Raw genomic sequence first — 23,545 nt, 5'->3', positions numbered from 1 at the left:
CCGACGACACGCCGGCGGATGGTCAAATTGCGAAACGCACTCTGTACAGCGTCGGGGCGCAGTGCCATACTCGGCGCTTGTCAGCCTCTTCGAGGGCGTTCTGGGCGCCGGGGCTGGCCGATACCTGTGGGGGTAGGGGCACGTTGTCATTCCGGGACTTCGTACGTCGGACTGCGCTTTCGCGTCCGGCGGCACGCGCACGCCGCTCTGAGCGTGCGCGTTCCGGGCGCCCGGGACCCGGCCTCGTCGCAGTGATCGTATCGGCCGCGCTCGTGGTCACGATGGGGGCCACGCCGGCGAACGCGCTCGTCACCGAGCCCGTCGCCCAGGCGCCGCGCACCGCACCGCAGCAGCCGGCGCAGCCGACCGCCGTCCAGCCCGGAGAGCCGACCGTCATCCGTCTTCGCGACGCGCAGGTCGTGGTCGTGCAGACGAAGTCCCGCGCCGAGGCGCGCGCCGCGATCGACGCGATCTTCGCCGCCGAGCAGCGGCGCCGTCAGGAGATCGCCGACGCACAGGCGTGGCAGCAGGCGCAGCAGCAGGCCGTGATCCAGCAGTGGATCGCCCAGCAGACCGCCGCGCAGAAGGCCGCGCAGGCGCAGGCCGAGGCACAGAAGAAGCTTCAGGAGGCGCTCGAGGCGCTCGCCAAGGCGCTCTCGACCAGCCAGTGCACGACGGTCGGCGGCACCAACGGGCAGCCCGCCTCGATCTCGTGCCCCATGGAGAACGGCGGCGCCACGATCGGCGGCGACGGCGTCGGAGTCACCACGCCGACTCCGACGCCCACGCCGACTCCGACGCCGACGCCATCTCCGACTCCGGCGCCCGGCGCCGAGGCGATGACCGCCGACAGCCTCCCGAGCGACCCAGTCGGCGCCGACCAGGCGCTCACCGAGGGCGCGCTCTCGGCCGCGGTCGGCCAAGCGACGTCCGAGTGGGCGGCCACGGGTGCCGACGTCTCGGGCATCTCCGCCTCGATCGGCCAGCTCGACGGCGCGACGCTCGGCCTCGCTTCCGGGCGCTCGATCGTCATCGACGACGACGCCGCCGGATGGGGATGGTCGCGCATGGACCTCCTCACGGTCGTGCGCCACGAGATCGGCCACGCGCTCGGCGCCGGCCACGGCTCGGGCCTGATGGACGAGACGCTCTCAGCGGGCGAGTCGTGGGGAGTGGATGCCTCGGCGCTGCCCGCCCCGGAGCCCGCTCCCGCCCCCGCGCCCGCGCCCGCCGCGCCCGCCGAGCCGGCTGCACCCGCTGCTCCCGCTGAGCCCGCCCCGGCGACCCCGGCGGCGCCGGCCGCAGGAGAGCCCGCCGCGACCGGGACCACTCCGACCGCCTCGACGGACACCACGACGTCGGCGGCGCCGCCTCCGGCTGCCGCCGCCCCGCCGCCGACCGCCGGCTCCGATGCTCCCGCCCTCGGCTGGAGCGTCGAGAACGGCACGGCCACGCTGACGCTGACGTCGGCGGATGCCGCGAGCGGGTCTCTCCGCCTGCGCGACGGCCGGGTCGTCTTCACCTCGACCTCGGGCGCGACCCAGTCGGTCGACGCGCGCGGCCTCTCGGCCGTCGTGGTGCGCGGCGCCGACGGCGCGGCCGAGTTCACGGTCGACTTCACCGGCATCGTCGGGCTCGCGCTCGCGATCCACGGCGCGGCGAAGGCGCTGCGGCTCATCGGCCTCACCGGCACCGCGACCTTCTCGGGCGACGGCTCGCGCGTGCGCCTCGACACGCTTGTCGCGAGCCTGTCCGCACTCGCCCCGAAGCTCGCCGCCCTCGTCGAGAGCACCGGCTCGGTCTCGCTCACGGGCTCGATCGCCTTGCCGGGCGCGAACCTCACGGTCGAGGGGCGCACCGTCACCCTCGAGACCGGCGCGATCATCGACACGCGCGGCACCGAGAGCGACGGAGCGGTCACGCTGGCGGCCAGCGACGTGAGCAGTGCGAAGTCGGATGCCGCGGCATCCGTCTCCGTCACCGGCGCGACGATCCACGCCGGCGACGTGACCCTGACCGCCGACGCGGCCAGCGCGCACAAGGCGCGCGGCACGTCGGTCGCCTCCGTCACGGTGGTGGACTCTGCCATCTTCGCGAGCGGCGACGTCACGCTGCGCAGCGACTCCCTCGCCGACCTCGTCGCCGCGGGCGCGTCGGCGATCGTCAAGGGATCCTCGACGGCGATCACGCGCGTGGGCGGCGAGACGTCGATCACGACGCCCGGCGCACTGCGCATCGAGGCGCGCAACGCCGCCTCGGGATCCGCCGTCGCCACGAACCAGAGCGGCGCCGGGCTGGCCGAGGTCGACCTCGCCCGCCTCACGCGCGCCGTCGTCGAAGGGCGCCAGCAGATCGACGCCGCCGACGTGCTCGTGGTCGCTTCGGCGTCCGGCAGCATCCGCGTCACCGCGGCCGGCGTGCGCGGCGGATCGGGCGGCGCGGGAGAGCTCACGAGCCTCGCACTCGGCACCGCACCCGGCTCCGGCTCGGTCGCCGTGGGTCGCGCCTTCCTCGAGACCGCCGCGATCTTCGGCGCGGACAGCCGGATCTCGGTCGGCGGCGCCGACGTCACGATCCGGTCCGACTCGGTCGTGGACGCCTCGGCCACCACGACCGGAGCGCACGGCGGAGTCGCCGCGCTCCTCGTGCGCGATGTCGCCGGCAGCACGCTCGCCCGCAACGCGTCGCTCACCGGCGCCGATGACGTCGCGGTCCGCGCGACCACCGACCACCGTGCGGCCGCCGACGGCGGGTCCGGCTGGTCGCTCGTCTCGTCGGCCGCCGACACGTCTGCCACAGCCAGGGCGGGGGGAGCGCTCGCGCTCTCGGGCGACCTCGACATCCGCGCGACGCAGACCGCCGCCGCGCGGGCGACCGGCACCGGCGTAGCGCTCGTGCTCGGCGTGCACGACGTGCGCGTGCTGCTTGACCGCGCCGCGACCGCGGGCGGTGCCGTCGCCCTCGTCTCGACCGGTCGCTCCGATACGAGCGCGACGGTCGCTCTCGGCAGCGCGCGGCTCTCGAGCCTCGCCGCGCCCGTCCGCCTGCTCGCCGGGCTGGGCGGAGCAGCCGGCCCCGCCGCAGCCGCCGGAGCCCTCGCCGTCAAGGCCGTCTCGGTCTACGGTGCGGCCGCCGCGGTCGTGCTCGCCGACGTCACGACCACGCTCGGGAGCGGCCTCGCGGACGGCATCGACCCGCTGCGGGCAGCCGGAACCGTGGTGCTCTCGGCGGTGTCGACCGGTTCGGGATCGGCGGGCGGACGGGGCCTCGACACGACGGCATCCGACGCCTACGTGCTGCCGCTCGTGCATCGCACCGCCTTCGTCGACGTGAACGACCCGGTCTTCGCCGGTGACGACGTGCTCGTGCAGGCGGGCCGCGGTCCTCCGGCAGCCGGAACAGCCACCGCGACCGCCGACGTCGACCTCGACGCGACGATCACCCTGCACGACCCTCTCTCGACCCTGACCATCTCGAACCCCGCGCAGACGCCGGCGATCACGCCGCCTGCCGGAGCGGTTCTGGTCTCCGCCCGCACGGGCGGCTCGCTCACCTTCGGGAACGCGACGCTCACCTTCGCCGCCGGCGCCCTCCCCGCCGACGCGTGGGTCGTCATGTCGGCACGCTCCGGCCTCGTGCGCGGACTGGTCACGACCTCGTCGGTCTTCGAGCTGCACGCCTTCGACGCCCGCACCGGTGCCGAGATCACGACGTTCCTCGTCGACCCGACCCTCGCCATCGCCGTCGGCGCCGCGGGCTCCGGGTCGCGCATCTGGTACGTCGCACCCGACGGCGCGCTGCAGGCGATGACCACCACGTTCGACCCGCGGACCGGCACGGTCACGGCCGTGCTGCCGCACTTCTCCGACTACGTCGCCGGCTCGCCGCTCGCCGGACTGCTCGGACTGCTCGTGCAGCAGCTGCAGTCGTACCTGTCGAACCAGAACTACACGCAGGACCTCGGCGACCTGGACCTCGGCGACGCGTTCACGCTCACCGACCTCACGCTCACGATCGCCACGCTCTCGGCCACTGCGCCGTACACCGGCTCGGCCACCCTCAGCGGCGGGCTCGCGCTCGACCTCTCGGTGGGGTCGCTGCGCATCACCGCAACGGCGGCGATCTCAGCCACCTACACGCTCTCGGGCGCCGCGTCGCTCGACGCCGGATCGCTCCTGATCCAGGTCGAGCCGCTCGGGTCCGCCGACAGCTTCGGCATCGCGATCTCGTCGGGGGGCGGCGAGATCGCGGTGCTCGAAGTCGCGGCCGCCACGCTGAGTCAGAGCGGGGCCGACCTCACCGTGACCGCGACAGGCGTGTCGGCGAGCATCGGCGGCGAGGTCGAGATCACCGGCGGTGCACTCACGCTCATCTCGCGCGACGACACCGGCGACGTCGAGTTCAGCCTCACCGGCGGCACGGTCACCACGACGCAGGCCGGTCTCACCCTGACCAGTGGCGAGCTCACCTACAGCGGCTCGGCCGGCCTCGTGCTCGCCGCCGACCTCGCCCTCGTCATCGCGGGCACCGCCCTCACCGGCTCGGTCCGCATCACGCGGGCCGCCGGCATCACCACGCTGACGGTCACCGACCTGACCGCCACCCTCACCGCGGGCAGCGAGCAGAGCGCGGTGCTCTCGGGCGGATCCGGCACCCTCGTGCTCGGCGGCACCGGCGTGACCGGATCGCTCGCCGTCACGGTCGTCGCAACGGGCCTCCTGACGGCGACGCTCGCCGGACGGCTCGACGTCGACACGGGCGCCGGAACCACGGCCGTGGCCGTCGCCGCGCGCGGCCTCAGCCTCGACCTCGGCGACGGGATGGCGGTCTCGGGCGCCGTGGTCGGCCTGTACCTCGAGGCGGATGCCGGGGGCACCCGCGTCGCCCTCGACGCGACCGGCACCGTCTCGCTCGACGGCTGGGACGGGGTGAGCCTGGGCGGCACGCTGCGCGTCCGCGTCAACGGCTTCACCGGCCCCGTCGACGAGACCGTCGCGCTGGCGGACGGCTCGGGGGACGTCGTCATCGCCTTCGCGGCGGGCGAGGAAGGCTCATTCGAAGGCACCGGCCTGACCCTCGTCATCCTGGGCCAGTCGATGACGGCCGACCTCGTCTTCACCAGCACGTCGACCGGCTACACGGTGGAGGTGTCGAACCTCGACCTCGCCTTCGGTGACGGCACCGCGACGGTTGCCCGCTTCACGGGCGGCGGCGACCTGACGATGGACGCCGGCGAGCTCACCGCAGAGCTCGACGGCACCCTGCGCATCACGGTGCCCGGACTCGGCTTCACCGGCGCCCTGACGCTCGACCTGAGCACCGTGGCGGGCGACGAGCACGTCACCGTGACCGGGTCCACCGTCAGCCTCACCCTCGCCGGCCAGACCATCGTGTTCACCTCCTTCGAGGTCGCGCGCACCACCACCGGCGGTGTGAGCCGCACGGTGATCACGGTCGATGGCGGATCGTTCAGCATCACATCGGGGGCGACATCCCTCCTCGCGGTCAGCGCCCTCACCGGCTCGCTCACGATCACCTCCGCAGGCCTCGCGGGCCGCCTGAGCGCAGGGCTCTCGACCGCCGTGCCGGGCTTCACCTTCGCCACGACCGTCGGGCTGGCGGTCAACACCGGCAGCGCGGCCGTCGGCGACCTGCCCGCCGGCCCCTATCTGCGGGTCGAGGCGGTCGGCACGACCATCACCGTCGGAGGCCAGGCGCTCACCGGCGACGTCGTCTTCGAGCGCGGCGTCGACGCCGACGGCGCGACGATCCTCCGCGCCGGCATCGCCCAGGGCTCCCTCGTGTTCGCCGCGGGAACGACCACGGTGTTCTCGGTGAGCGGCGCGACCGGAGCGCTGGTGGTGACGTCCACCGGCATCGCGGCCTCGCTCGCCGGCACCATCACCGTCGCCCTGCCGCAGATCTCCTTCACCGGCGCGCTGGCGGTGCGCCTGAACACGACCGGGGAGTCGGTCGACAGCACCGTGCGCGTCGGCACCGCCGACATCGCACTGGTGCTGCCGACCGGCGACGGGAGCTACCTGCAGCTGACCGGGACCGACGTCGTGCTCACCGTCGCGGGCCAGCGCCTCACCGGCACGTTCACCATCGAGAAGAATGCCGGCACGGTGACGATCGCGATCGCGGGCGGCTCGCTGCGCTTCGGCGACGGCGTCGTCACGGTCACGGGCATCACTGCCTCGCTCACCGTCGGGGCGACCGGCGTCTGGGGCAGCTTCAGCGGCGCGCCGACGCTCGCGATCCCCGGAGTGACGCTGACCGCCGCGTCACTCACGGTCGAGATCAACACGGATGCCTCGGCCCACGACTCCCTCGCCGCCCACAGCTTCCGCATCGGCGCCACGAGCCTCACCGTCGCCGTCGCGGGCGTCGCGATCAGCGGCACCATCTGGTTCGCCCGCACGGTCGTATCGGGCGTCGCGAGCTACCGCCTCGACGTCTCGGCCGGTCGCGTGACCTTCGGCCCCGTCGCGACGCCGTACGTCGACGTCACCGGCGTCACCGGCTCGTTCCTCCTCGGTCCGACCGGGGTCGCGGGCAGCGTCACTGCGAGCGCCGCCCTCGCCGTTCCCGATCTCGTGTCGATCACCACCGACGTCGCGCTCCTCATCAACACGACGCCCAGCGCCGTCACGGTGAACGCCACCGCGCTGCCGGCCGGTCCGTACCTGCGGGTGCAGGTCGACGACCTCACGGCGCAGATCGCCGGCGGCCGACTCGAGGGCTCGTTCGCCTTCACTCGCTCGGTCGATGCGACCGGCGCGGCCGAGATCGTCGTCGCGATGACCGGTGTCGACGTCTACCTGAGCACCTCCGATGCCGACCCGTCGCTCTTCGACGGCGAGGGCGCGTTCCTCATCCGCTCGACCGGCGTGGCGGGCTTCCTCTCGGGCTCGGCGTCGCTGGGCGGCGGCACCGTCTCGGCCGAGGGCAGCGTGCTCCTCGAGGTCAACACGACGCCCGCCGCGATCGACACGTCAGTGCTCGTCGGAGGCAAGAGCCTCGTCTTCAAGCTCAGCGCCCCGGCGCCCGGCGGCACGATCTTCCGCCTGTCGGTGTCGAACCTCACCCTCACGATCGGCGACTTCGTCACGATCGAAGGCAACCTGACCTTCAGCGACACCGTCATCGACGGGCGCGTCGTGCGGGTCGTCGCCGCCACCGGGCTCACGATCTTCCTCGGGCGGGGCCCGGCGTTCCTCGAGTCGGGCGCGCTCAACCCGCTCGCGATGGGCGTGCTGCTGTCCGACGCCACGATCGGACTCATCGAGACCGAGGCGGGTCACGCCCTCGTCGCGACCGGCGCCGTGAGCCTCGTCGGGGTTCCGGGCGTCACCATCAGCGGCACGACGAGCGTGCGGGTCAACGACACGAGCCTCGCGTGGTCGACGACGATCGAGATCCCGGGGAGCACCGAGCCCGGTGTCGTGGTGGACTTCGCCGACGGGGGCCCGGTCACGCAGTTCACCGTGACGGACGCGACGCTCGCCTTCGGGGGCCAGTCGCTCAGCGGCACCTTCGGGTTCGACCGCAGCGGCGGCGACCTCACGCTGTCGGTCGACGACGGCGAGCTCGCCTTCGGCGACGCCGTCCAGTTCGGCGAGATCACGGGCGACCTGGTGGTCCGCGCCGACGGCGTCGCCGGCGCGCTGAGCGCCACCGTCACGATCGCGGCGCTCGGCGTCGACGAGGTGCTGGCCGCCGTCGAGATCAACACGGCGCCCGCCGCCGTGACGGTCGATGCGACGACGCTCCCCGCCGGGCCGTACCTGCGCGCTTCGCTCTCCGGTCTCGACCTCGACGTGCTCGGCCAGAGCATCCGCGCCGACATCGCCGTCGAGCGGCTCACGTCGGGCGGCGCGACGACCACGATCGTCGGCCTCGCGGACGTCGCGTTCTTCTTCGGCGACGACGGCGGCACCGAAGGCGACCTGACCGACGACCTCGGCGTGCGGCTCACCGGCGGCTCGGGCATCCTGGTCGTCACGGCGACCGGTCTCGCCGGCCGCATCACGGGCAACGTCACGGTACGCCTGGGTGCCGATGCGCAGCTGAACGGCGCGCTCGCGCTGACCCTCAACACCACGGCGACGCGAGTGCAGGCATCCGTCACCGTCGGCACCACCGCGCAGACGCTCGATGTCGCGGCCGGGCCGTACCTGCGCTTCGAGGGCACCGGGCTCGAGCTCGTCGTGCTCGAGCAGACCCTGCGCGCGAACGTCGCGATCGAGCGGGTCACCCCGCTCACCGAGGCGGGGATTCCGGATGCCTCGAAGACCGTCCTGCGCATCGCGGCGACCGACGTCGAGCTGAGCCTCGGCGGGGGAGCGCTCGCGCTCACCGGCGGCACCGCACTCATCCTGCTCACCTCGGCCGCCGGCGGTTCGGCGTTCGCCGGGCGCATCAGCGGCACGCTCGCCCTCGACGTGCCGGGCGTGGTCTTCTCGGGCGGGCTCGCCGTGGAGTTCTCCACCGCCGTGGGGGCCGTCGACGAGGAGTTCCAGGTCGACGGCGAAACGGTGACCCTGCAGCTGCCGCCGGGCGGCGTGAACGGCTACTTCCGCCTCGCCGGCACCGGGATCGTCCTGACGATCGGCGGCCAGTCGCTCACCACCGACCTCGACGTGACCGACAGCGCCGGCGCGCTCACCCTCGTCCTGCGCAACACGCGGCTCGTCCTCGGCGGCTCGACGCCGCTCGTGACGCTCGAGCAGCCTGCGAGCGGCACCGGATCGACCGCGACGATCGTCCTGGCGCCCACCGGCACCTTCGGCGCCATCACCGTCGGCGTGACCTTCGAGGTGTCCGACATCTCGGTGAGCGGCACCGTGACCATCGCCTTCAACACCACGGGCGCCGCGCAGACCGTCGCAGGATGGACCGACCCGCTCCCGGCCGGGCTCGTGCGCGTCGGCGGCGAGAACCTCGTCATCACCGTGTTCGGCCAGAGCCTGACCGGCGACGCGACCTTCGAGCAGGTCACCACGGCCGCCGGGGCCACCGTCACGCGCGTCGGTCTCTCCGACGTCGCGCTGACCCTCGGTCCGCTCACGGCGTCGCACGGCACGGGCCTCCTCGTCATCACCGAGGCCGGAGTGGCGGGATCGCTCGCGGTGCAGATCGCCGTCGCCGGCGGATCGGCCTTCTCGCTCAGCGGGGCGTTCGAACTCGAGGTCAACACGACCGGAGACCGCGTGACCGAGACGCTCGCGGTGGGCGGCGGGACGGTCTCGCTCGACGTCGCCGCCGGGCCGTTCGTCCGGGTCGCCGGGACCGGCATCGTGCTCACCGTGCTCAGCCAGCAGATCCGCGCCGACGTCGCGTTCGAGCGGGCCACCTCGTACGGCGCCGACGGCGTCGCGGGCGGCTCCGATGACTCGACGCTCACCCGCATCGCGCTGGCGAACGTGGAGGTCGCGATCGCAGCCGGAACCGCGCGGCTGTCGCTCACCGGCGGCGAGGCCGTCTTCGTGCTGCCGAGCACCGGCGGGCTGGCGGGCCGCATCTCGGGCACCGTCGCACTCTCGGGCGTGCCCGGCGTCACTCTCGGCGGCACGCTCGTGCTCGAGGTGAACACGACCGCCGCCCGCGTGAACGAGACCGTCCGCGTCGGCACCGGCACGGTGACGGTCGATGTGCCGGCAGGCGGAAGCGGCGGCTACCTCCGCATCGCCGGAACCGGGGTGCAGATCGGCGTGGCGGGACAGACCATCGCGGGCGACGTGGTCATCGTCAAGAGCACCTCCGAGCTGACGCTCACGATCGCGAACGGCGTCATCCGCTTCGGCACGCCCACCTCGCCGCTCGTCAGCGTGACCGCCATCACCGGCTCGTTCCGGCTCACGCCCACCGGCATGGCCGGTTCGGTGTCGGCCGCACTCGCCGTGACCGTGCCTGGGCTCGCCATCACCGGCGACGTCGCGGTGCAGGTCAACTCGGGCACGGCGACCGTCGTGCTCGACGAGGGCGAGACCACGGAGGTGTCGCTCGCACCGGGACTCAAGGTCGAGGTCACCGGAGCACAGCTCACCGTGGCAGGCCAGTCGCTCGGCGCCGCGCGCGTGCTCATCAGCCGCACGCCGGCCGGCGAGGTCGCGATCGCGGTCACCGACCTCACGCTCCAGCTCGGCACGTTCGTGAACGTCACGGCGACCCACCACTGGGCCGGCGCGCTGCTGGTCACCAGCGCCGGCATCGCGGCGAGCTTCTCGGGCAGCACGACCGGCGTCTTCACCCTGCCGGGACTCACCCTCGGCGGCGACGTCGAACTGGCGATCAACACCACGACCGCGGCGGTGCGCCGCACCGACCTCGGCATCGACGTGCCGGCCGGTCCGTTCCTGCATGTGGCGATCACCGGCGGCGTGCTCGGCGTGACGGGCGGCCCCTCCTTCTCGGGCAACTTCCTGCTCAGCCGCGTCGTCGCCAGCGGTGTGACCACGATCGCCTTCAGCGACGTCACCGTCTCACTCACCCCGGAGGGCGAGAGCTCGGCGGTCGGCATCACCGACGGGGTCGGCGCGTTCCTGCTCACCGCGAACGGCATCGTGGGCACGTTCTCCGGCGCGGTCGCGGTGGCCGGCGGCGGCCTCGACGCCGACGCCACCGTCGCGGTCCGCTACAACGGGACTCCCGACGCCATCGACCAGACCATCGTCGTGGGCGGCATCAGCGTCCCGCTGACCTTCGCCGCCGACGAGGTCGCGGGAAGCAGCCCGTTCATCGCGCTCACCGTGTCGGGCTCGATCAAGCTCGGGGACTTCGTCGAGATCATCGGCTCCCTCGAATTCAGCGGCGCCGAGATCTCGGTCTCCGGTCTCACGGTCTTCGTCGGCCAGGGACCCGGCTTCGTCGACGGCGACGCCCGGAACCCGTTCGCGGTCGGCCTGTTCCTCACGAACGTCACCGGCTTCGCAAAGGGCACGGCGGGAAGCCGCGTCGTGGCGATCTCCGGCACGGTCGAGCTCGTCGGCATCCCGGGCGTCACGCTCGGCGGCACGGCATGGATCTCCTACAACGAGACCACCACCGAGCAGGTGCTGGGCGCAGGTGACGACGCCGTCACCGTCGCCGAAGGCGCCGCCGGAGCGCCGCACATCCTGGTGATCGGCGACCTGGCGCTCGGCGTCGCCGGACAGGAGCTGACCGGAACGCTCGCGATCGAGACCCTCGCCGGGGGCGGCCTTCGCATCAAGTTCGGCTCTGCCGCGCGCGACGGCGGCGCACCGCTGACGCTCGACCTCGGCAACGGCGTGTCCGTCGCCACCATCGCGACCGGTGAGCTCGAACTCACGGCCGCCGGTCTCGCGGCGGTGCTCACCGCCACCCTGACACTCAACGCCGGCACCGCCTTCGATCTCGACGGCACCGTCGTGCTGCAGCTCAACACCGCGACCACCGCCCGCACCGTTCAGGGCGTCGTCCTTCCGCCGAGCTCGGTGCGCGTGCAGGTCGGATCCCTCGCAACCCCTGCGCAACTGAAGATCGGCGAGCAGACGCTCAACGGCGTGTTCGTCTTCTCGCAGGTGCGCGGGCCCGTCGCGCCGGGCGCCCCCGCGGGCACCCCGGCGCCGTCGACCACCGTGATCCTCGCCTCCGCGCTGACCCTGTCGCTCGGAACCGCCACCGCGGGAGTGCGTCTCACGGACGGTTCGGCCGTCTTCGTCATGACCGCCGACGGCATCGCCGGCCGCGTCGGCGGAACAGTGCGGTTCGTCGTTCCCGGCGACGTGGTGCAGTTCAGCGGCACCTTCACCGTCGCGGTCAACTCCGGACCGGACATCGACGAGACCCTCGAGCTCGACGGCACCACCATCGTGCTCGATCTGCCCGCCGGGCCGTACCTGCGGGTCGAGGGCACCGCGGTCGCCATCGTCGTGGCGGGCCAGCGGCTGTCGGGCGACTTCACATTCACGCAGTCGGGCGCCGGCACGACCGCCACCACCGAGATCACCGTGACGAGCGCCCGCGCCGCGTTCGGAGACGGCACGACGGAATTCGTCGCGCTCACCGGCGGCACGGGATCGTTCACGCTGAGCGGGACCGGCGTCGAGGGCACGATCGCCGGCACCGTCACGCTGACACTGCCGGGCGTGCTCGTCGACGGGGACTTCTCCGTCACCCTCGACACCACCGACCCCGCGAACTCCTCGCTCGCGGTCACCGGCGAGAACATCACGATCACCATCGGCGGCTTCGAGCTGACCGACGGCGAGGTCGCCTTCTCGCAGCGCAGCGTCGGCGGGGTCCGCATCGTCGAGGTCGCCGTGGCTGCGACCGCGGACTTCGGCGGCCCGATCGGCGAGATCGGACTCTCGGGCGCTCTGCAGATCGGACCCGCCGGGCTGGCCGGCGTCCTGTCGATCGACGGCGCGACGCTCTCCCTCGGCGGCGGCGTGACGGTCGCGGCGACCGCACTGCGCTTCGAGCTCAACCGCTCGACGCAGGCGGTCGTGCTCGCCGACGGCACCACCCGGCTCGAAGCCGGTCCCTACTTGCGGCTCGCCGGCGAGGGCATCGCGATCGTCATCGGCGACGTGACCCTCACCGCCTCGCTCCTGTTCCAGCAGGCGACGACATCGACGGGCGCGACCCGCACGGTCGTCGCCGTCTCGGGCGGCGCGGTGAAACTCGGCGACGACGACCCCATCCTCACCGGCGTGGACGGCCTCATCGTGCTGACCTCCGCCGGGATGGCGATGCAGATCGCCGGCACCCTCGATCTCGGCGCACTCCTCCCCGACGGAGTGACGATCGCCGGCTCGTTCGCCGTGTCGATGAACCAGTCGGCGAGCCGCATCACCGAGTCCGTCAGCGTCGGCGGACGGAGCGTCTCCCTCGACCTGGAGGGCAGCCTCGGCATCCGTGTCTCGGGCACCGGCGTGACGCTCGCGATCGCCGGGCAGTCGCTCTCGGGCGACTTCGCGTTCCAGCGTTCGGGGGCGACGACCAAGATCCTGCTCGCGAACGTGTCGCTGCGGATCGGCGACGGCGGCTCCGACATCCTGACGCTCACGGGCGGATCCGGCGAGTTCACCCTGGCCGCCGCGGGGATGTCAGGAACGGTCTCGGGCACGGTGTCGCTCACCGTCCCGGGCGTCACCGCCTCGGCGGCGATGGTGCTCACCGTCAACACCGCGACGTCGACCTTCTCGCTCGGCGTCACGGGGCTGGTCCTCGACATCGCCGGTCAGCAGCTGCGCGGTGACTTCACCTTCGCCCAGGCGGGTGCGGGAACGGCGCGGGTCATCTCGGTGTCGGCGGAGAACGTGCGCCTGTTCCTCGGCGACCCGAAGGGCGCGGGCGATGCCGACGACGTGGGACTGCGCCTCACCAACGGCCACGGTGCCTTCCTGCTCACCTCGGCGGGCATGGCCGTCGACATCACCGCCAGCGTCAGCCTCGTGGGCCTCGGAGCCGTCCCCTTCACGCTCGGGCCCGACCTGGCCATCCAGCTGCAGATCAACACGGCACCCACGGCGGTCAAGACCACGGTCGGGTCGATCGCGCTGGATCTGCCGGCCGGACGCTTCGTGCGCGTCGAGATCACCGGAGAGATCTCGGTCTTCGCCCAGACGATCTCGGGCACCTTCGCCTTCGAACAGGTGCAGGGCGCCGGCCCCGACCGCCGCGCCGGCACCGCCGACGACGTCAAGGTGCTGCGGATCGCGGCGACGAACGTCGCCCTCTTCGTCGGCGACGACGGCGGCACGCCCGGGGCTGCCGCCGCCGACGTCGCCGATGACACGGGCATCCGCCTCTCCGGCGGCACCGCGCTGCTGCTCCTCACCAGCGAGGGCTTCGGCGGGTCGATCTCCGCTCTCGCGTCCATCCGCCTCGGCGCAGCCATCCAGGCGAGCGCCACCGTGCGCGTCGACATCAGCAACATGCGGCGCACCGTCGGCGGCAAGGTCGTGCCGGTCGCGGTGGACGAGGAGTTCATCGTCGGCGGCGAGACCCTGCGGCTCACGCTTCCGGCCGGGCCCTACCTGAAGGTCGGGGTGACCGGGCTCTCCCTCGTCATCGCCGGTCAGCAGCTGACGGCGGACGTGTCGTACGAGAAGGTCACGTCGGTCGGCGCGGACGGCGCCTTCGGCGGGTCGGGCGCCGACCTCGACGTCACCACGCAGAAGATCCGGTTCGCGAACGTCGGCCTGCGTCTGGGCAGCCCTGACCGCGATGTCGTGATCGTGCGCGACGGCTCGGGTGCCTTCGACATCGTGGCCAAGACGAGCACGGCCGCCGGCGGCATCGCGGGACGCATCCAGGCGACCGTCGAGCTTCTGATCCCTGGCGTCTCGTTCTCTGGCACGCTCGAGGTGCAGGTCAACACGCTCGCCGCGGCGTACGACCTCGACGGCACGATCATCCAGACTGGCATCGCCGTCGCGGGCCTCGACGTCTCGCTCGAGGTCATGGGGCAGCGCCTCACCGGCGACTTCGCCTTCGCCAAGAACAGCTCGACCGGCGCGATCACGCTGGGACTCAAGGACGTCGAGCTGGCGCTCGGGGACGGCTCGCAGACCTACGTCACCGTGACGATCTCGTCGGGCGCGCTGCTGGTGACCCGCAGCGGGATCGCCGGCGCCATCGCCGCATCCCTCGTGCTCAACCCCGCCGTGCTGCCGGGCGTCACGATCGATGCCGACGTCATCGTCAAGATCAACAACACGACGGCCGACGTGAGCACGACCGTGCAGGTCGGACCGTCGCTCGTCCCGCTCGTGGTCGCCAAGAACACGCTCGTCGTCCAGGTCGGACGCACCGGCGACGCCGCCGAGGTCACGATCCTCGGCCAGACGCTGCGGGGCGTGGCGCTGTTCGAGCAGAAGAAGACGGCGACCGGCACGAAGATCGTGCGCATCGCGTTCACCGAGGTCGAGCTCTTCATCGGCGACGACCGCGGCGACGGCGTCGATGCGGCCGACGACGCGACGCCCAACGACGTCGGGCTGCGGCTCGTCAACGGCGGCGGCGCCTTCCTCATCACGCCCAACGGCATGGCCGGCGAGATCTTCGGCGCCGTGAGCCTGCGCGGACTGCCGCTCACGATCACCGCCGAGCTGTCGCTCCAGCTCAACTCGATCGTCGTCGGCGGTCAGGGCGTCATCGTCAACGAGGTGTTCCAGTTCGCCGGTGTCAACGTGCTCACCACCACCGACGGCACGGCGTCTCGCGCCGAGGTGCAGCGGATCATCGTCGACGCACCCAGTGGCACCTTCACCCTTGCGATCGACGCCGACCTCGACGGCTCGATCGAACTCGCCGAGATCAGCGCCTCGATCGCCGTGGGCGCCGATGCGACGACTGTGCAGACGGCCGTGGACGCACTGCTCGGCGCCGGCGTCGCCACGGTGAGCGAGAACGCCGACGGCTACACCGTCACCTGGGCAGCCGACGGCAACCGGCCGGTCTTCCAGGCGAACGTCCGCGTGCTGTCGCTGCCCAAGGGACCCTTCATCCGCGTCGCCGCGAAGAACATCCAGATCGGCATCGGCGGGTCCGGCGGCATCTCGATCCGCGCGGACTTCGCCTTCGAGCGGATCGGGACCGCACCCAACCAGGTCACCAAGATCGCGCTCGCCAACGTCTCGCTCGACTCCAGCCAGAGCATCGGCGGCACCAACCCCGGAATCGTCGGCGGGTCCGGCTTCCTGGTGGTCTTCTCTCCCGGCGCCACCACGTCGACCAGCCCTTCGGCCACCACCACCACGGGTGGAGTCGCCGGAATCATCACGGGCCGCGCGCAGACGGCATCCGGATCCTTCGCGCTCAACGCCTCGGTCGGGTTCACCATCAACACCACCGGCGCCGACGTCACCCAGTCGATCATCGTGGGCGACGAGACGCTCACGATCGACCTCGAAGAGGCGCCGCGCTTCCAGTTCATCGTCCAGGACCTCAGCTTCAACTTCGGCGGCGTCCTCGCCATCAAGGCCGGGCAGTTCGCGATCAGCTCCGACGCGTTCACCGGCACGGGCCTGGAGATCTTCATCGGCTCGGGCGTGAACGACGACGGCACGATCCGCTCCGATGCGATGGGCGTGCTCATCAAGAACGCGTCCGTCGCGTTCAAGAAGGGCGCGACCGCAGCCGACGGCTGGGCGATGCGCGTGACCGGAACCATCGCGCTGCTGGGCCTCGACGGGCTCGGGATCAGCGGCACGGTGTCGTTCCAGGTGAACACCTCCAGCACGCTCTCGTTCACGCTCGCCGACATGGGCACCATGACCGGAGCGGTGGCACCGGGGGCCTTCAGCTTCCTCGCGTCGAACGTCGTCATCACCGCGGGCGACGTCGTCACCCTCGGCGGCTCGCTCCGCCTCGGCCGCTCGCCCGACGGCACGCTCGACCTCTCGCTGTGGAACGCCACCGCGCTCGTCAAGAGCGGCGGCACCAACATCGTGAGCCTGGCGGGCTTCGCGACCTTCACCATCTCGCCGCTCACCGGCTTCCAGCTCGGCAGCTTCCGCGTCTCGAGCTTCGCGCTCTTCCCGACCGCACCGCCCACGCCGCCGACGCCCGAAGACCTGCCGGTCATCGTCTCGGCCGACCTGGCCACGCCCGTGCGCAACTCCGTCTACTCCGGTACGAGCCTCACGACCCTCGAAGTCACGTTCCGCACCACCGACGGCGCCATCAACGCGGGCACCGTCACCGACATCGGCCACGAGATCGAGGTCACCGTCGCCGGGGCATCCGGAACCTGGACCGTCAACCCGGTCCCGACCGCCGTCGCGGGCAAGGCCAACACGTGGCTGTACACGATCAGCGGCCCGGCACTGCCGAGCACGGCCATCGTCACCGTGAAGTTCCTGGCGGGCAGCGTGACGGCGACATACGACGGAAGCCTCATCGCCCCGCTCGTCGGGGAGCAGGAGACGTTCTACGTCTTCGTTCCGGCGGCCCCCGGGCAGAAGCCCGGGCCCGTCGCCTCGCTCGCCGTCGCCTCGGTCAGCCAGACCCAGCTCAACGCCCAGGGTTACATCGACGTGACGTACACGTCGCTTCCGGCGACAGCGGGCGGAACCGCCGATCCGATCATCAAGTCGATCATCGAGTCGAACCCGCTCGCGCCGTTCACGATCTCCGGTCTCGTCGGCGACCTCGCCCTCAACGGCAGCACGCCGATCCTGGTCGGTGCGCCGCTGCTGATCGCGGGAGCCGCCGCGAACGCCACGAGCGTGACCTACCGCTACTTCCTGCGCGACAAGAACCCCGGCAACACGCTCGGCCTCTTCACCGGATCGGGCAACATCACGATCACGATGACGGCCGGCCGCATCGCCAGCGGCTCGAGCAGCGCGCCCGTGTACAACACGTCGCAGTCCCTCACGCTCGCCGTGACGGCGGGCACCGTGGGGGAGAGGGCCGAGAACGCGCCCATCGCGCTCGGACCGCTCACGCTTCAGGGCCCCACCGTCGGGCTCGGCGGCTTCGGCTTCGCCGACGGCAAGGTGCTCGTCTCGGTGATCCTCGGCGTGCAGCGCGCCTCGCTCGCCTTCGGCGGCAACCCGACGACCGGCGCGCCGTCCACCGCGCAGACGCAGTCGGGCGTCACCGTCGACCTGATCGGCGTCATGGGCTCGTTCGAGCTCGCGGTCGACGTGTTCGGACTGCTCGGCGGAGACGTCGACATCCGCCTCACCGGAAAGTGGGGACTCCAGGTCTCGGCCCTCGACGCGCAGATCCCGAACGTCGCCCGCCTGCAGGCGACCGGCGTGAAGGTCAACTACGACCCCAAGGGCGCCGCCGACCAGGAGATCGTGCGGATCAACACGGCGACGATCACCTTCCCGACGTTCGGCATCACCGGCTCGCTGCGCCCGTACAACCCGGCGACGCGGTCGAACATCGACACGCCGCCTGCCGGGGTCGACGTCATCCCCGGCCTCATCGTCTACGGCGACGGCTTCAAGCTCGGCACCGCCGAGCTGGCCTACGGCCTGCCGCCGACCACCGGCACGCCCGACCCCGGCAACGCGCTCACGCCGACCGCGGCCGACCGCAAGATCACCTTCGGCGGCATCCTCGAGCTCGACGACATCCGCGTCGGCGTCTCGGGTCTCGAGGTGCGCTTCCCCGCGAACGGCGTGAGCGGCAGCGCCGGCTTCACCGGAGTCATCTACATCGCGACCGGCGGCGCCAAACTCTTCCCGGGCCGTCCGTTCGGAGCGACGCTCACCGACCGGCTCACCGCCGACGACAGACGTTCGGACGGCACCCCCGACGATGAGGCGTTCCGCATCGCGCTCACCTTCACCGACGGCGAGGTCGACGCGTTCCAGCTCACCGTCGACACCCTCGAGATCCGCCTCGGCACGTACGTGACCCTCACGGCGCGCGACTTCCGGCTCAACACCGGCGCGACCGGCAGCGAGACCATGGCGTCGTTCGGCGCGGTCGGCGCGAAGGTCAAGATCGGGTCGTTCGAGGTCGGCGGCGAGGGCCGCAACTTCGCGATCCTCGGCGACGGCTCGTTCAAGGCGCTCACCGGCTTCGGGGTGTTCCTGTCGGTCGGCTCGGCGACCGGTGACTCGTTCAAGTGGCCGAGCTTCCTGCCGGTGCGCATCGACGCCATCGGCATCCAGTGGGCCGACGTCGAGAACGCGCCCGGCGACTTCGTCCTGATCCTCTCGGCGAGCGTCACGGGCATCCAGGGACTCTCCGGCCTCCAGATCAGCGGCGCCATCCAGGGCATCCGGATCCAGCCCTCCCTGCTGATCGAGGGCAAGTTCCCGATCATCGGCATCGACTCGATCGGCGTCACCGTAAAGGGCAAGATGTTCGGCGGCGACGTGTCGGCCGGGCTCGTGGGCGGCATCCTGAAGCTCGACTCGAACTACTCGATCATCGGCGTCTTCGACACCACCACGCCCGTGCACCAGCGCGTGTTCTACCTGGGGCTCGAGGGCACGATCTCGATCGCGGGCCTGGCAGGGTTCGGCATCCGTCTCGGACTCTCCGAACTCGGCCCGCTGCAGGTCTACCTGAGCGTCAACGTGCCCGGCGGCATCCTGCTCGAGCCGACCTCCGGACTCACGATCAACGACTTCGCGGGCGGGGTGGAGTTCTTCAAGACCCTCCCGTCGATCGAAGATCCGCTCGCACTGCGGTCGTCGGCGTTCCAGTTGCCCACCGTGCTGAACGCGGACGAATGGATGGCGTCGCTGCAGCAGCAGGTCGCCGCCCAGGCGAAGCGGCTGTCGACGACGCCGGGCGAGAGCGGGTTCCTCGCCGCCTTCACATCGCCGATGGTGATCACCGGCTCGGCGAAGATCTTCTCGATCTACACGTCGCAGGCGGTCTTCAACGGCCAGGTGATCATCAAGATCTCCACCGACGGCAAGATCCTCATCGTCGGCAAGCTGAACTTCGCGCAGGACAACATCTCGATCAGCGGGCGCCTGTACGCCGACCTCTCGAAGGTGTCGACGGGCAACGTCGTGATCCTGTTCCTCGCCGACTTCCCCGACCAGATCCGCCTGCTGACCCTCTACGGCAAGCTCAAGATGGGCTTCCGCAACTCGTCCGGCCAGGAGGTCACGTTCACCGTTCCCACCGGGCTCGACCCGATCGGCACCGGCACGGCGCCGACGGTCGGCCTCGGCTCGCCGACCGGCAACGGCGGCAGCGTCGACGTCGGCGTGGTCAACGGTGCGAGCGGCTCGGTCAAGTACATCGACGTGACCTACACGCCGCCGGCCGGTGCGACCCTCGACCTGTCGGGCATCCTCGACGACGGGCAGGAGTTCACGCTCTGGTACGGCACGACGCAGCGCTCCACCGTCACCGGCAAGCCGGTGCCCATCGTCGCCGTGACGACGGCGAGCGGCATCGTGTTCGTCGAGCTCCTCACCGACGCCACCGGCGCGTACTACATCCTCAACGGCGCGCGGGTCGACGTCGTCAAGGTCGCCGACCTCGAGCCCGGCACGAACCTGCTGGAGGCCGCCGTCCGCATCACCGGCACGACGCGCTTCCGCTACGCGATCGGCACGGCCGCCCTGGGAATGGGCCGCTGGGAGCTGAGGTTCGCCGCCGGCGCGATCGAGAACGCCGATCTCACGACGTCGGCCGGCACGACGCAGGGCGCGGGCAGCGCGGCCACGACGCTCGCCTTCACGGTCGTCGGCGCCACGGCGACCGTGACGAACCCGATGCCCGGCGCGAAGGTCGACATCAACGTCGTCAACGGGCGCGCGTGGATCGAGGTGACCTTCACCAACCCGGCGCTGTTCCGGATCGACCCCGCGTCGATCACCGACCTGGGCGCGGAGTTCCAGCTGACCGGCGCCGGCCTCGGCACCGTCGCCATCGACGGCACGCAGGCCCCGCAGCTCGTCACGACGACCGCGACGACCGCGACGTACCGGTACTGGCTCACCGGACGCTTCGCCACCACGGGCGCGGTCAACCTCACCTTCCTCACCGGGAGCTGGTCGTACCTCCTCACGCTGAGCGGCCCGGTGACGCTGACCGACCTGCCGCAGCGACCGACCGCCTCCAACGGGCAGCCCGCCCCGCTTCCGGTCCGCACCACCATCGGGGTGCGCTTCCCGCTCGCGGGGGAGCTCGGAGTCCCCGCCGGCTTCGAGGTCGACCCCGACTCGATCATCACGCGCCTCAACGGCCTCGCGTTCACCGGGGTGGGCTGGCAGGTCGCCGTCGATCCGACCGTCGCCGTCACCGCCACCGGTGCGCCGGGCGAGTTCCGCATCCCCGTCATCGTCACGACGTTCGGCACGGCGGGCGACCTGAGCGCCGCGCTGACCGGTGCCACCGTCGGCTACCGAGGCACCGTCACGGGCGGCTCGCAGCCCGGCCAGACGCTCACGATCTCGCCGACCGCGTTCATCGACATCGACTTCGACGCCGTGGTGAACGGCCGCACCCTCGACCTCGCCTCGATCCTCGACCTCGCCGCAGAGTTCGACCTCTACGGCGAGGGACTCGGAACGATCGTGCTCGACGCTGCCCGCGCGCCGGTGCAGGTCGCGACCGTGACGCCCGGCACGATCCGCATCCGCTACTGGCTCACGGGGGAGTACGACGCCGGACACGGCATCACCCTCACCCGAATCGCCGGCGCATGGTCGTACGCCGCCGCCGTCACACCCACCGCGGCCACCGTGACACGCGGCGGCGCCGACCTGGTGTGGACCACCGATCTCGTCGTGACCTTCCCGACGGCGGATGTCGCCGGGCTCCCCGTCGACTACGCGCTGGACGCGGCATCCGTCCTCGCCCGCCTCGGCGCCATCAGCTTCACGGCCGCCGCGGGATGGACCATCGACCGCGACCCGAGCCGCACGGTGCGCCAGGGCGCGACGGCGCTGCAGTTCCTCATCCCCGTGATCATCGAGCGGGCCGACGCGTCGGTGACGTCGTCGGCGGTCACCGTGTCGGCGACGTCGGCGAGCTACGCCGCGACGGCTGCGCCGGCTCCGGATGCCCCCACCGCCGCCCCGGTTCGCGACTACATCGACGTGCCGTTCGTCTCGCCGACCGGCCTGCTCATCGACCCCGCGACGCTCACCGACGGCGGCGCCGAGTTCACTCTCACGGTCATGCGGGGCGGTGTGGCGGTCGCCCTGACGATCGTCGCGACGACGCTCCTGCAGATCGTCGACGGCGTGGTGTGGGTGAGGTACCAGCTGTCGGCTCCGCTCCAGGCAGGCGATGTCGTCACGGTCACCCTCGACCCGACGGCGTGGTCGTACACGCTGCCGGACGGCACCACGCCGTACACGGGCGCCGCGCCGACGACCGGCACGCAGCCGGGCGTCGCCGCGCCGGTGACGCTCCCGAGCCGCACGATGACCTACCTCGACGTGACCTTCACCCCGCCCGTGACGGTCGGCGGCCAGGCGTGGACGATCGTGCCCGGCTCGGTCGACGGCAACGAGTTCACCATCAGCGGCCCCGGCGGGAACGGCGTCCAGATCGTCGGCGTCATCCCGCTCGGCGGCAACGTCTACCGCTACCTGCTCAACGGAGCCTTCATCGCGGGACGCGTCGACATCGTCTTCGACCTCACGGCATTCGACATCAGCCCGGCACGTGCGCCCCCGGCGGGGACCACCGTCACCCAGTCCTTCTTCGTGGTCGGCGCGACCGCGGACGCCGTCCGCACCGGCGACGACCCCGCCACCCCGGCGGTCGATCAGGTGCCGCTCCCGCTCTCGGGATCGTCCATCGGCCGCGACCTCCTCAACGCGCTGAAGTACCTCGAGATCCGCTTCCTCGGATCGTCGGGCTTCGGCATCGACCACTCCACGATCAACGGCGACGAGATCGAGTTCCGCGACGCGGCCGGCAACCTCATCGCCCTCTCGGCCCCCGTGCGGGTCGGCACGAGCGACGTCTACCGGTACTCCTTCACCGCCACGCTCACCGCCGGCGCCTACACCGTCACCTTCCTCGCCGGCCGGTTCGCCGACCTGGGTGGACGCCTCAACGCCGCCGAGACCGAGAGCTTCACCCTCACGGCGCCGACCTCCGGCCTGGCGGACCCGACGCCCGGCTCCGTCGTCGACGTGAAGGATCTCGCCGGTCGCGGCTGGGTCGACATCACGTTCGGCCTGCTCGACGGCGTCGCGATCGACCGCGCCAGCATCACCGACCTCGGCGCGGAGCTGACGATCACCGCCGGCGGAGTCGAGCTCATCGTCATCGGATCCCCGATGCTCGTGAGCGGCACGACCTACCGCTACTTCTTCACGGGGCACTTCTCGGGCGACCTCGTCATCACGTTCCTCGACGGCAGCTGGCAGAACACGGCCGGCACCGCGTTCGCCGCCGCCAGCCACGCCGGTGCCGCGACGCCCGAGTCGAACCTGACCGCCGGGGCGATCCTGCCGCGGATCTGGTTCGGTGTGCGGCTCACGCCCACGGCTGGAACGACCGTCGACGTCACGAAGCTCGGCAGCGACGACCTCACGTTCTCGGGCGGGGGGACGCAGGGCCTCGCGTTCGCGGCAGTCCACTACGCGGGCGGGCTCGCCGTGTACTCCTACACGCTCAGCGGCGCCCTGAGCGCCGGCACCGTCACGGTCACCTTCAACGCCGGCGCGTGGGCGGACTCGGCCGGCAACCTCTCCGCCGGCGGCAGCGACACCTTCCGCACGATCGAGCAGGGCACGTCGTTCTACATCGAGCTGTCCGGCGGCATCATGCTGCAGGCGGGCGATTTCCTCGACGAACCGCTCATGCACATCAAGGCCGCGGTCGTGCTCGAGATCGACTACGAGCGGCTCCTGTTCATCCTGACGTTCGCCGGGCAGATCGACGTCTACGGCCTCGGCACGCTCGGCGCGACATCCGGGCGCTTCGTCCTCCTCGTCGGCGACGAGGAGACCAACCCGATGCATCCCGTGCCGCAGTTCTGGGGCGTCGCGACCATCGAGACCAACTTCGAAGCGCTCGAGCAGTTCGGCATCCACCTCGACGGCTCGGCCCAGCTGCGCATCAACCTCACCAACGAGGTCAAGACCGAGGTGGTCACCCTCCCGGGCGTCGGCCC

The 23,545-nt window shown here is 71.8% G+C and carries 1 protein-coding gene (only partly in view); it reads left to right on the top strand.

The features are described from left to right. Positions 1-251: 251 nt before the first annotated feature. Positions 252-23,545 carry the 5' portion of a hypothetical protein gene (locus tag HF323_RS11810; protein WP_169582750.1) on the top strand. It continues 14,158 nt past the right edge of the window, so 23,294 of the gene's 37,452 nt are visible here — the first part of the coding sequence; the start codon lies at positions 252-254; its stop codon lies beyond the right edge, outside the window.

This window comes from Microbacterium sp. MF43 (assembly GCF_012847295.1).
In the GTDB taxonomy this organism is placed as follows: domain Bacteria; phylum Actinomycetota; class Actinomycetes; order Actinomycetales; family Microbacteriaceae; genus Microbacterium.
This window is presented reverse-complemented; position numbering and strand designations above follow the sequence as displayed.